The sequence below is a fragment of the Paenibacillus tianjinensis genome, from assembly GCF_017086365.1.
Lineage (GTDB): Bacteria > Bacillota > Bacilli > Paenibacillales > Paenibacillaceae > Paenibacillus_AQ > Paenibacillus_AQ tianjinensis.
On record NZ_CP070969.1, the window covers coordinates 1557546 to 1570645 of the forward strand.

11 protein-coding genes are annotated in these 13100 nt (G+C 52.1%); 9 read left to right on the forward strand and 2 right to left on the reverse strand.

The window, feature by feature from the left end:
• Positions 1 to 43: 43 nt before the first annotated feature.
• Both JRJ22_RS06810 and JRJ22_RS06815 read right to left on the reverse strand, forming a co-directional pair.
• The gene (locus JRJ22_RS06810; RefSeq protein ID WP_206103410.1) at positions 44 to 1234 is read right to left on the reverse strand and encodes an IS256 family transposase; all 1191 of its coding nucleotides are present in this window, start codon (positions 1232 to 1234) and stop codon (positions 44 to 46) included.
• A gap of 66 nt (positions 1235 to 1300) precedes the next feature.
• Complete coding sequence (locus JRJ22_RS06815) at positions 1301 to 1576, reverse strand: DUF1720 domain-containing protein (protein ID WP_206103793.1); 276 nt, start codon at positions 1574 to 1576, stop codon at positions 1301 to 1303.
• A 64-nt stretch (positions 1577 to 1640) separates the two neighbouring features.
• Here JRJ22_RS06815 and JRJ22_RS06820 point away from each other — a divergent pair, with 64 nt between their 5' ends.
• The 9 genes from JRJ22_RS06820 (at position 1641) to JRJ22_RS06860 (ending at position 13003) form a co-directional block, all read left to right on the forward strand.
• Positions 1641 to 2096 (forward strand): VOC family protein, encoded by a 456-nt coding sequence (locus tag JRJ22_RS06820; protein ID WP_206103794.1) that lies wholly within the window; start codon positions 1641 to 1643, stop codon positions 2094 to 2096.
• Positions 2097 to 2127: 31 nt separating this feature from the next.
• Positions 2128 to 2829 carry an SDR family oxidoreductase gene (locus JRJ22_RS06825; RefSeq protein WP_332461369.1) on the forward strand — a complete coding sequence of 234 codons (702 nt, stop codon included), beginning with the start codon at positions 2128 to 2130 and terminating at the stop codon, positions 2827 to 2829.
• Positions 2830 to 3247: 418 nt separating this feature from the next.
• Entirely contained in the window at positions 3248 to 4855 is a 1608-nt protein-coding gene (locus tag JRJ22_RS06830) for an extracellular solute-binding protein (RefSeq protein WP_206103795.1), read from the forward strand.
• Between the two features lie 86 nt (positions 4856 to 4941).
• Positions 4942 to 5850 (forward strand): ABC transporter permease, encoded by a 909-nt coding sequence (locus JRJ22_RS06835; RefSeq protein ID WP_408637869.1) that lies wholly within the window; start codon positions 4942 to 4944, stop codon positions 5848 to 5850.
• Positions 5851 to 5889: 39 nt separating this feature from the next.
• On the forward strand, positions 5890 to 6762 hold the full coding sequence (locus JRJ22_RS06840) for a carbohydrate ABC transporter permease (protein ID WP_206103797.1): 873 nt from the start codon (positions 5890 to 5892) through the stop codon (positions 6760 to 6762).
• 31 nt (positions 6763 to 6793) lie between these two features.
• The gene (locus JRJ22_RS06845) at positions 6794 to 8482 is read left to right on the forward strand and encodes a DUF8769 domain-containing protein (RefSeq protein ID WP_232381054.1); all 1689 of its coding nucleotides are present in this window, start codon (positions 6794 to 6796) and stop codon (positions 8480 to 8482) included.
• Between the two features lie 29 nt (positions 8483 to 8511).
• Positions 8512 to 9498, forward strand: coding sequence for an ROK family protein (locus JRJ22_RS06850; protein ID WP_206103799.1), 987 nt, complete (start codon positions 8512 to 8514; stop codon positions 9496 to 9498).
• Between the two features lie 14 nt (positions 9499 to 9512).
• Positions 9513 to 10691 (forward strand): MFS transporter, encoded by a 1179-nt coding sequence (locus tag JRJ22_RS06855; protein WP_206103800.1) that lies wholly within the window; start codon positions 9513 to 9515, stop codon positions 10689 to 10691.
• A gap of 62 nt (positions 10692 to 10753) precedes the next feature.
• Positions 10754 to 13003 carry an AraC family transcriptional regulator gene (locus JRJ22_RS06860; RefSeq protein WP_206103801.1) on the forward strand — a complete coding sequence of 750 codons (2250 nt, stop codon included), beginning with the start codon at positions 10754 to 10756 and terminating at the stop codon, positions 13001 to 13003.
• Positions 13004 to 13100: the final 97 nt, after the last annotated feature.

A 13100-nucleotide genomic window follows, 5' to 3' on the forward strand; every position in this document is an offset into this window, starting at 1 on the left:
TGGGGCGGGGGAGACCCCGCCCCAAAGAACAAGGGATTTCGAGTTACTTCTCTGGCTCTGCCTGCGCTGGATATCGCTCTTCAAACATCTCATTTAGTTTCTTCTTTACTTCCAGATCGCCGAAGCCGCGAATGACCCGTTCGCTAAAACGTTCGTTGTAATCGATGACGTCCAGGTAGACAATTTTCTCTGCCGCATCCATATTCGTGAGGCTGTTCATCGGCTTCAGGCGTTTTCGAATTTCCTTGTTCATTCGTTCAATCGGATTGGATGTGTAGATGGCTTCTTTTATGAGCACGGGATACTTGTAAAAGGTCAGCAGCGTCGGTAACTGTTCTTCCCAGGACCGCATTTCTTTCGGGTAGAGCTTGCCCCATTTGGCCTTCACCGTGTCAAACGCAGCCCGGGCCAGATCATGGTCTGCAGCCGTGTAGATGGTCTTCAGATCTTCAATGACTTCCGTTTTGTGCTGAACTCGAATTTTCGGAAAGGTCGAACGCACTTTGTGGACGATACAATGCTGCACATCCGCCTTCGGATAAGTTTCACGGAACGCTGCATCGAGTCCCGGAAGCCCATCAAACACGCCCAGCAAGACTTCCTGGACACCACGGTCGTAGAGGTCTTTGAGCACCTCGCGCCAGCCGTTTGCGCTCTCCTGGCCGCCTACGTAAAAGCCAAGGATCTGGCGGTGACCGTCTTCGTCGATCCCCATGGCGAAATAAACGACTTCTCCGCTAACGGTGCTGCGCTTGAGTTTCACATATAGGCCATCCAGGTAGATAACGGAGTAGCGTTTGTTTAACGGGCGCTTCTGCCACTGATGAATGTCGTCAAGTACCGTAGCTGTAATGTTGCTAACGGTCGTGGGTGAATAGTGGCTGCCGAACATACTTTCAATGAACCGGGCCACATCTCGCGTTCCCATACCACTTTTGTACATCTGGATGACAGCCTCCTCTAGCCATCCATCTCGCCGCTGGTAGGGCTCGAACAACTGCGTTTGGAAGGCTCCTTGACGGTCCCTAGGAACGGCCAGATCCTCTACATTTCCGTATTTCGTGTGTAGATCCCGGGTGTAGTATCCGTTGCGGCTGTTGTGGTTCCCGGCTTCTTCACTGGTCATGAATTGCTGGATTTCCGCTTTCATAATGGACTCTAGATTATCTTTTACAAATTGGGTGACAAGATTTTCAAATAGATTATTTAACATGTTTTCGGGTAGAATAGTCATCGAGTAGGGTTCCTTTCTTGGTGGACTTCGACAATCCCGAGAATACCCTACTTTTTTGTTGCCTGACTAGGCTCCAAATCTTGGTACACAACTTACTTTACGCCATCCCGCCAGCGGGCCGAGCGAGGAAATCAACGGTAAAAATCCCGTTGATTCCGCCGCCAGCGGGCCGAGCGAGGAAATCAACGGTAAAAATCCCGTTGATTCCGCCGCCAGCGGGTTGAGCGGAGAAATCAACGGTAAAAATCCCGTTGATTCCGCCGCCAGCGGGCCGAGCTTGGAAATCAACGGTAAAAATCCCGTTGATTCCGCCGCCGGCGGGCGAACGTGCTGTCTTTTCAAACTTGACAGCCCTTTCAAAGTATCGGTATGGTAGACTGGTCAGATTATAAGGAGGCTTGGAGAAATGTCAGGAGTTCTTGGTAATCATTTCGTTACACAGATTGGGATTTTGGTGAATGATGTGGAGAAGGTCAGCGCGGCGTATGCGGAGTTTTTTGGACTGGAGCAGCCGGAGATTATTATTACAGATACAGCCGACATTGCCCAGACCCACTATAACGGGGGGCCGACAGAGGCGCGGGCGAAGCTGGCTTTTTTTGATATGGGATCGCTGCAGCTGGAACTGATTGAGCCGGACCATCAGCCAAGCACATGGCGCGATTATCTGAATGAGCATGGTGAAGGTCCGCATCATATTGCTTTTGTAATCGAAGGCATGCAGGAAAAGATTATGCTGCTCGAGGGCAAGGGGTTCCCGCTCCAGCAAAAGGGTGAGTATACCGGCGGCCGTTACGCTTATATGGACACATTCAAGGAATTAAAGGTGCTTGTGGAGCTGCTGGAGAACGATAAGCAATAAAGCAGCCAGAATTGCATAGTGAGGGGGAGTTATGATGAATATTCTGATTACCGGTGCCGGACGCGGGCTGGGTGTGGAGCTGGTGGCTGAAGCACTGGAGCGCGGGCACGGCGTTATTGCCGGAGTCCGGCATCCTGAGCAGGAACAGCCGGAACTGGCAAAGCTTGCGGCCGCCTACGGAGATAAACTAACCGTGGCGAAGCTGGATGTGACGGATGAAGAAGGAATTGCAGCACTGGCTGCAGAGCTGAAGGCGCAAGGACGGACACTCGGGGCAATTATTAACAATGCGGCGGTTCTGACCGCCCGTAACACACCGGTTGAAGTGCTGGATCTGCAGGACATGCTGACTACTATGGATATTAATCTGTATGGCCCCATCCGGGTGGTCAAGCATTTCCTGAAGCTGCTCACCGAACCACAGCCTTCGATTATTAATATTTCTTCAGAAGCGGGCAGTATCTCTAACGCCTATCCGGGAGACTATCCATATTCCATCTCCAAAACAGCACTGAATATGTTCTCACAGCAGCTGCATGTCTTTTTGCAGGATCGCGGAGTTCATGTGCTCAGTGTACATCCCGGCTGGATGCATACTGACATGGGCGGAGAAGAAGCACCAACCGATCCGCGCCAGAGTGCAGGGGGCATTATCACCCTGATCGAGCAGCGCATGGCCCCGGAAGGCGCCTTTAGGTTCGTGGATTATACGGGTAAGGATATGAAGATATAAGTGACTTAGCAGGCCGCCTGGCAAGGAAGAGCTGATTTCGGTAGAAAACCGTAATCAGCTTTTTTGCTGTTGGGAGAAATCAATCTTCTATTTTCGCAGAAAGAATAGAATCTTTCATTCATCATGTATAACTGGAAAATAGTTTGCTAAGCATATCTCCTTATCCTTAAGGTAAAATATACAGGATTGACGTCTTTTCTGAAGCCGCTATGCTAGTTGAAAGCAGTTTGTTTAGACGACTATTGTTTATATGTTATGTTTTCATACATATAAAACGCGTGTTTCACAGTGGAAAATGGTTTATTGTACGTTTTTATATTTACATGTAATACTAGGTGACATCGAAGGCGCCATGCATAAATGGTGATACATTCGATGATACGTTAAATAACATCAAAAGGGGAAAGGTGATGAGAGAATGACAACAAACTGGTCTAAGAAATGGGCAGGTCCCGCAATAGGGGTCGTATTAATCTCCTCTATGCTATTATCCGCATGTTCTTCCAAGGAGGATGCTGCCAGCGGAAGTGCGGCGTCAGAATCATCCAAGCCTACTACATTAAAAGTAGAGTTGTTCGACCGGGGGAACTCACCCGCCGGCTACACCATCACCGACAGTTATTTGACAAGGCTGGTGCAGGAGCGTTTTGGCAAGCCGAATAATATTGATGTCCAGTTCGTACCGGTGCCGCGTTCGGAAGAAATTCAGAAGCTGAATGTCCTGATGGCCAGCCAAAGTGAAGTGCCGGACATTGTGTTCACCTACGATTCAGGAACCTTCAACCGTTATGCGGAGCAGGGCGGTTTGACAGATCTTACGGACTTGCTGGATAAGAATGCGCCGAACCTCAAGAAATTTCTGGGCGAGGATACGTTAGCCTACGGACAATATAAAGGTCAGCAATTCGCACTTCCGGGCAGAAGACTTGTGCTGGGCAAATACGCCGGGTACATCCGCCAGGATTGGCTGGACAAGCTTGGATTGCCGGTGCCGCAGACAACAGATGAGCTCTACACTACACTCAAAGCATTCAAGGATAAAGACCCCGGCAATACCGGCGGCAAGGTCATTCCATTTGGGATGAGCCTGGCGTCCGCTCAATATGAGCCGCTTCTCTGGTCCTTTATTGAACCGCTCACGGATGAGCAGAAGTATACCTTGACCCAGCAGTTGGGCTCCAATGATTATCCGACGCTGCTCCCGGGCTTCAAAGATGGTCTGAAATTCATGAACAAGCTGTACAATGAAGGTCTGATCAGCAAAGACTTCGGCCTTGATAAAGACAAGAAGCAGCTGTGGCAGAATCTGCAGAATGGTCTGCTCGGCTTTTATACAGAGGATGCAGGGGAACTGTACTTCTCAGCGAATGGCGGGTACGAAAATCTGCAGGCTAACGTGCCGGGCGCTGTGATCACACCTGTTGATGTCTTCACGAACTCGGAGGGTAAACATGCCAAGCCGGCCTATGCGCCAAATGCCATGTACGTCATGATCCCGAAATCCAGCAAAAATGCTGAAGCCGCACTGAAATATCTGGATTGGATGGCTTCAGATACGAATCTCTTCGATATGCAGTTCGGTGTAGAGAATGAGAACTATACCCTCGTAGACGGAGTGCCTGTAGTGAAAGCTGATGCGACACAGGAAGCGATGGACCGGATCTACAACTTTGGTGACCTTGCTATCATCGTTAATGGTAAATATGCCGGAGACGATGCCAAGAATGAAGCGGCGTACATTGCACAGACTCCTGAGAAATACCAGGCAGATATGAAAAAGTCGGTAGAAATCTCGAATACAGACAACATTCAGCCTGTGAAATTCGATCACCCGATCGAAGCGGAAGCGAAATATGGAACGGCGCTGGCTGACAAGTTCCAGGAAATCATCGTTAAGATGACGATGGTAAAACCGGAGCAGTTCGACAGCACCTACGACTCGATGATCAAGGATTATATGGCAAGCGGCGGCCAGGCCATTCTGGATGAGCGTACCGAAGCTTACAAAGAGATGTCATCTAAATAAGCGGCCTTAAATTTAAAAGAGAGCGGCAGGTCCCCCGGGGGCCGGGCAAGGCCCCCGGACATTGCCGCAGACAAGAGAGGAGAGTGATGGCAGTGAAGAACAGCACTTATATCCGCAGAAACTGGCAATTGTATCTTTTGCTCGTACTGCCGGTCATTTACTTCCTGGTGTTTAAATATGGGCCGATGTACGGTGTACAGATTGCTTTTAAAGAATTTAACTTCTTCCAGGGCATCGGTGGCAGTGAATGGGTTGGACTTGATATTTTCCGCGAGGTCTTTCATAACAATGATTTCTTCAAGGCGCTGCGCAATACGCTGCTGCTCAATCTGCTGGACCTGATCGTTTCGTTTCCCGCTCCGCTAATTTTGGCAATTATGCTCTATGAGCTGCGGATTGTCTGGTTCAAGAAGTTTGCCCAGACGATTCTATATATTCCTCACTTTATTTCATGGGTTATTATCGGCGGCATTGTGCTGCAGGTGTTCGGCACCGAATCAGGATTTATCAACAATATGCTGACGGGTATGGGGCTGGATGCCATTCCATTCCTCTCCGACAAGCATTACTGGCTGGTTACTTATCTGCTGGTCGGCGTATGGCAGAGCGCGGGCTGGGGAACGATTCTGTATCTGGCGGCACTGACGGGGATCAACAAAGAACTGTTCGAGGCCGCTGAGGTTGATGGTGCCGGACGGTTTAAGAAAATACTGCATATTTCTCTTCCGGGCATCAAAACGACTATCGCCACCCTGCTGATTATCAACCTGGGCAATATGATTTCCATCGGTTTCGACCGTCCGTTCATCATCGGCAACGTGGCTGTAAGGGATTACTCAGAGGTGTTGAGTACTTTTGTCTACCGGGTCGGTATTGAGTCTGGACAGATTTCGCTGGCTACCGCTGTGGGGCTGTTCCAGGCACTGGTAGGACTCATATTCCTGCTCGGTGCAAACTATGCATCCAAGAAACTGGCGGATGAGAGCATTCTCTAGTCCTGGCCAAACGAGATAGAGACTGAAGGGGGAAATCCAATGAGCGAACGCGCATCAAACCGGATATTTGATATCTTTAATGTCTTAATTATTACTTTTGTTATCTTACTGTGCTTAATGCCATTTATTCATATTATTGCGATCTCTCTGAGCTCAACCCGTCCGATTATGTCGGGACTGGTGACCTTTTTTCCAAGGGAATTTAATATTAATGCCTACACCAAGGTTTTCTCTGATATGGCGATGATCCGTTCCTTAGGTTTCACCATTATGCTGACGGTTCTGGCGACTGTACTGTCAATGGTTATGACCATTGCCGTGGCTTACTCTTTATCCAAAAAAGACCTGCGCGGACGCAAGTGGTTCATGCTGATCATTGTAATTACGATGTTCTTCAGCGGAGGGATTATCCCTGATTACATTCTGGTCCGTAACCTCCATCTGCTGGATACGGTCTGGGCGCTGGTTCTGCCGGGTCTGATCAGCCCGTTCTATATGATCATCCTGATTTCCTTCTTCAACAGCATCCCGAAAAGTCTGGAGGAGGCGGCGGAGATCGATGGTACAACCCATCTGGGCACTCTGCTGCGCATCATTCTTCCGTTGTCGCTGCCGTCACTTGCTACACTCAGCCTGTTCTATGCCGTGGGACGCTGGAACGGATTCCAGGATGCGCTGATGTATATCAACCGTCCGGATCTGTATCCGCTCCAGCTGAAGCTCTATCAGATGATTCAGAACAATCAGGTCAGCGAGCTGATGCAGCAGGAAGGCCTGGGGATGGCCCAGCTGATGCCCGAAAGCCTCAAAGCGGCGAGCGTAGTATTCTCCACCGTTCCGATACTGATCGTCTATCCGTTCCTGCAGCGTTATTTCATCAGCGGAATGATGGTTGGCGCGGTTAAAGGTTAATGACAAAGGGGGGAGAGGTGTGACTCAGGCAATGATAGATAAGCTAACGGACAGACAGCAATACCTGGTAATGCAGTCCATGACGCTGATGGATTCGCTCTATGACGGGGCGATGGGGCTTTTAATTGATGAGGAGCGGAGTGACCGTCATAATACGCGGAGCAGTGCCCATTATGCACTGGGGCTGCTGATCCGCAGCGGTCCAGGCGATGTAGAGCGGGCCTGTAGCTTATTGAACCGGGTGATGGACCTGCAGTTTGATTGCCCGGAAGAGATCTATCACGGCACATTCCGTGTTTCTCCACAGGCTGCTCTGCCGCCGGCCGGCAATTATGACTGGAAAAAGTTTGCGCCAGGGTTCGCCTTTTTTCTTAGTGAAACTACAGAGAAGGTTGGCAAACGGCTGAGCAGCATACTTTCCCGGGAAATAAATTCGGGGCTGCCGGGAGTGGACGGTCAGAAGATTAGACAATATCTGCAGTCCGCCATCGATGAGGTGCTGCCGCCGGTCTGGAAGAGCTATGACCCCAATTGGCGTGAATTCATTGCCAGCACCTTTGCTGTAATTCTTGAGCAGTTTGCCGGAGTTCTGCCGCAGGTTCTTGTCCAGCGAATGGAGGAGTCGATGCGGAAGAGTGTTTCAGCTTCCATTGACCGGCGTTTATCCGATGCTATTCCGATGAATTCCAATATTGAACTGATGCATATCTTTATCGTTCATTACTACGGGCACCGTTTCGGGAATGCGGAATGGATCCGGCATGCAGACCGGGAGGCAGCGGCCTTCCTGCAGGGTTTTGAAGAATTTGGTAGCATTGCTGAATTCAATACAACTACTTATTATGGTGTGGATCTAACGGTGCTGGGCATGTGGAGGAAGTATGGGCATACTGCAGCCTTTAAAGAGACCGGGCGTACGCTCGAACGTGGAATGTGGGAGAATATCGCCCTGTTCTACAATACGGTATTGGAGAATTTGTCAGGGCCGTTCTCGCGGGCTTATGAGATGGAGATGACCGGTCACAGTTCAATTGGCGTATTCCTCTACCTCGCGCTGGGAGCAGGCTATGAGCATCTGGCAGCACCGAACTGTGAAACCAGTCATGATCCGCTTATTGTACTGTCAGCCGGAGAGCTGCCGCCAGAGCTGTTTCCGCAGTTCACGTCCTTCGGGGAGAGCCGCAGAGTGGAGAAACAGTTCCGCGAGCTGTGTGAGCGGGACAAGCCTGGAGCGAACCGCAACTTGTGCACAGCGTCCGCTTGGATTGAGGAGCGGCGGATGATCGGGGCGATGTCGGGGAGCCGGAATACGAACGGGCAGATGCATCCGGCGACCGTTCATTGGCGAGACGCAGATGGAGCCCGGTATTATTTGCGCCTTATCCGCAGGGAGCAGGGCAAGAGCTGGAACAGCCATCTGCGGGGGATGACTTTTGAGGCTGCTGTGGACAAGGATCTGTTGACGGTCGATGTCCGGCTGGATACAGAGGTTCCAATTGAAGTACTGTTTGAAATCACCGGTCCGGAGCTATCGCAGGCTAAGGTGAGTCCGGAACTATGGGCGCTTCCGGGTTTAGTATGCCGGGTGACAGCGGCTGCACCGGAGCCGTCTATCCTATGTGATGAGCAGGAGAATAAACTGGAAATCATCTATCTCCACCGCCCGGAGGACGGTGTGCAGAACATGTCCTTTACACTTCGGATGGACCCGGTTTCTTAAAGCCCAAGTCTGAAAGGTGGCAGCAAACAATGACAACAGAAGATCAGACCGGCTATCACGCAGGGATTGATGTTGGCGGTACGAAGACTATGTTTTGCATTACAGGCGGAGACGGCAGTATTCTCCTCCTGGAGCGGAGAAGCACATCGGCACATGAAGCCCCGGAGCCTTTTATAGCATGGCTGTTCAGCGAGCTGGAACAGCTTCTGGAAGGGCTTCAGCTTACACTCCGGCAGCTGAAAGGTATCGGCATCGGCTTTCCGGGAGTGATTGGTGATACAGTGGGGATTCTAACCCAGGCTCCGGCGCTGCCTTGGCCGGAAGAAGATATCCGGCCGGTCATCCGCCGTCATTATGCGGGGCGGCTGCACTTAGATAACGATGTGAATCTGGCGCTGCTAGGCGAATGCTGGAAGGGTGCTGCCCAAGAGAGAGAGCATGTGCTGATGATCACTGTCGGAACAGGCATCGGCGGAGCGATGCTGCTGAACGGGCGGCTCTATAAAGGCGCGTCCTTTGCCGCCGGTGAAGCCGGGTACATGGTTGTGGATGCCGGTTATGCCCGCAGCCGGTTTCCGGTTTCCGGCGCGGCCTTCGGCCCGCTGGAAGCGGTGGCATCCGGCAGCGGGATTACGGCGCTGGCGAGCGCCTGGCTGGCTGGTCCGGCAGCTAGGCAGGATTCCCGGCTGCTGGAGCTTTCCGGAGGCATAGCCGAAGCGGTAGACGCCCGGCATGTGCTGCAGGCAGCGGCTGAAGGGGACCCCGCCGCGCGTGAGATTATGGAGCAGCCGCTGGAGCATCTGGCGGCTGCCATCGCCAGTGCAGCGGTGCTGCTGAACCCGCAGCTGGTCGTGCTGGGCGGAGGCGTAGCGGCATCCGGCGATTATTATGTGCATGAAATCGGCACCCGGGTGAACCGCTATCTGCCGTTTCCTGTTGCCGTCTTGCCGGCAAGGCTGGGCAATAGGGCAGGGGCGGTGGGGGCAGCGGCTGCCGCTGCGGCGATTCTGTGGTAAAGGATGAATGCACTATGGCATATACGGCGATCATTCCGCAGGAAGCCAAAATGGAGCTGCTGAAGCTCCGTCTATTGTATTTATTGACAGGGCTCGCAGGCGGACTGTTTAATCCCTATTTAACGACCTTATTTGTGCATCAGGGCATCGGCGCCAATGTTGTTGGCGTGCTGATGTCGATCGGCACGCTGCTGTCTATTGTGGTTCAGCCGGTGTGGGGACTGCTCGTTGACAGGTACCGCCAGACTAAGCTGGTACTGATCCTTGCAATCTCTGTACCGGCCTGCCTGTCTTTGTTTTATAGCTTCCAATATACGGCAATCATTGTGATGGTCTATATTCTGTCTATCATATTCCAGGCAACGCAAAGTCCGGTCGCAGATTCCTACGCGGTTACTGCCGCCTCGAGGGGCCGTACTTCCTACGGAACGATCCGCAGTCTGGGCAGCCTGGGTACAGCACTTGGCGGCTATGCCGGCGGGTTCTATCTCTCGAGCTTCGAGATTACGCAGCTGTGGATGCCTTTTCTCGCCCTCAGTCTTGCGGGAACAGCCACGGTGTTGACATTGTCCCGAAGTACGGAGAGAAAGGCCGGGGCGATTTCCCTGTCGCAAGGGATGAGGGAACTGCTGGGGAACCGCCTGTTTCTGCTGTTTCTGATTGCCTGCTTTTTCGTAAACCAGACATTGACGGCATACAATTCATTTTTTGTACTGGCCTTCCAGGAGGCGGGGGGCAGCTATTCGCTTGTGGGCACAGCCCTGCTGCTCGCCTCCCTGACGAACATTCCTTCGATGCTGCTGGCAGCCCGGATCCTTCGGCGGATCGGCCATGAACGGACACTGCTGCTGGCGGCTTTATTTTATGCGCTGCGCTGGGGGATTCAATGGCTGTTTCCGGTGCCGGCAGTTATGGTAGGCATTCAGGTGCTGCATGGACTGTCCTTCGGGCTGTTTTATGTGGCTGCTGTGGAATATGTGGCCCAGGCTTCCGGCAAACGCATGCAGGCGACGGGCCAAAGCGTGTTCAATATGGTTTTTTCCGGACTTGGGGGGATCGTGGGTAACCTGCTGAACGGGTATTTGTTTTATTCGGGCGGTGCACAGATGATGTATCTGGCTTGTACGGGTAGTGCACTTATCGGTGCGGGCATGCTATATTGGATAAACCGATTAGCGAAAATGCCCGTGTGACGTTTCCTGTCATTCATCGGGCGGCATGCTTCGGAACCCATTGAAGAAGGGCGGGAGTACAGATGAGACGGAATTGGTCGAGAAGCATGATGTTCTCCTACTTCCCTATCTTTTTGCTGACCGTGTCCATCCTGGTTTTCCTGTCGATTCTGATCGTAGGCGAGCTGTCCCGCAGCGAAACCAACAAGGCGAACCGCATCTCTACAGGCTACGTCGTGGATTCCGTGCAGAATGCATTAAGTGAGGTGGAGCTCTCCGTGCTCCAGGAAATGGAGACCAATCACGATTACGGGGATTTCCTGAGCGGGCTGAGTGATCAAGGTGACCGGACCCTGCTCTATAATACGGTGAATGATATGCGGGGGATGCTGTACCGCAACCAGCTGATTGATTCCATCTATATTTACCGTAAGTGGGACGATAAGGTGCTGACGCTCAACGGGCTGGTCGACCGGGATGTTTTTGCTGACCGGGATTATCTGGCCGGGGTGCTGGCTAAGAATGAGGAACGGAACTGGAGTGATGTCCGTACGCTCCGGTTATTCAGCTCTGACCAGACGGTGCGGGTGATCAGCATGGGCAAAATGCTGCCGCTGCCGTTTGGGGCAGAGGGTGTGGTTGTAGTGAATCTAAGCATGTACCGGCTCGAACGGATGATTGATGACATGACGAAAAGCCAGGTCTCCTTCATGCGTGTGCTGGGTGACCAGGGAGACCTGGTCTATGCCGCTCACCAGGAGAACGATATTCCGGAAGGGGATGTGCTGACCCGGATCACACTGGATAACACAGGCTGGACCTTTGAGAGCGGCATCCGCGCAGGCGAGCTGTTCGCCTGGATGTCAGTTGTCTCTTATGTCTGGATTATTATCGGTATCCTGACTGTAGTGCTGGGAACCCTGTACATCCTGTATATCACCCGCAAAAACTACCGGCCGATTCAAGCGATGATGAACCGGATCCAGGCATTGCAGTTCCGTGAAGAAAGCCTCGACAACACCTCAAGAAGCGAGCTAGTGCTGATTGACCGGGCGCTCGAAACGCTGATCAACCAGACGGTTAGCTACCAGAAGCAATACGATGAGAATCTGCTTGTCCAGCGCCGCCAGCTCTTTCTGGATTTAATGGAAGGGGAGCAAGGGGCTTCTTCACAGGAGGAGAAGCTGCAGCACTTTAAGCCATTTACGGATGAGGCGGTACAGTTTTCCTTTATTGCAGCAGAGATGAACCAGTATGAGGAATTCCGCAGAAAATATCCGGCCAAGGAGCAAAACATGCTCAAGCTGACACTTATGAATCTGTTCCAGGAGCTGGCGGGTGAAGAGGGGCTGCAAGGCTGGGCAGAGTGGGTGAGCGGCAACCGGATCGGGCTGATGATCGGCAGCGGCGGGGATTTGCGGACAGGCAAGGATAAGCTGAGAATACTGGCTGAGCGTTATCTGAGATGGGTCAGTGATAACTTCGGGCTGTCGCTCGCCATAGGTGTGGGCCCGGTTGTTGACGGACTGGAAGCGATCTCGGATTCCTGCACCGCAGCGGAAGCGGCGCTTCAGCATAAGCTGTCGCTCGGCAGGGATATGGTTGTACTGAGCGACAGCCTGCCGGACCGATCCACCCTGCACTCCTATAAGTATTTGCAGATGCTGAGTGAAATCGTCCGTGAATTCCGGATCGCCGATGAGAACTGGCGGCAGCGGGTGGACGAGCTGTTCCGCTGGTTCAGCGGTGACCAGATCAGGGATGAAGAGATTCATATGCTGCTGCATATGCTGATCCAGATGCTTGACCGCGAGCTGGGCCAGCTGTCGGACAGCCTGCGGAGAATGTTCGCCGAACCCAGCCTGCAGGGTTACTATAACGAAATGGAGTCACAGATAACACTGGAGAAGGTCCACGCTGTGTTACTGAAATGGCTGGCCGAAATTTACCGGATTTATGTATCTGTGAATGAATCGAAGAGCTACCGGGCCATGATCAGCGAGATGAAGGTCTATATTGAAGAGAATTTTGACAATCCCGACCTATCTCTGAAGCATCTAAGCGACCGGTTTCAGATCTCCGGCAAATATGCCAGCCATCTGTTCAAAGAGGAATTTGATATGAAATTCGTAGACTTCCTGACCCAGCTGAGGATGCAGCGGGCGGAATATTTGCTGGCCACTACAAGTGATAATCTCCAGGATATTGCCTTGAAGCTTGGGTATACAAGCTCCATTACCTTTGGGCGGGTGTTCAAGCGGGTAGTCGGTGTAACGCCCGGCGACTACCGCAAGCACCGGATGAAGCCGGGTGCAGATGAGCATGAGAATTAATCCAGAACAGGATTATAAGCCGACAGTCAGGCCGTTTTTTCGCCGGATTGCCGGCTTTTTCTGTATTTATTGACAGGCTTATAACTTTAGTTAGATT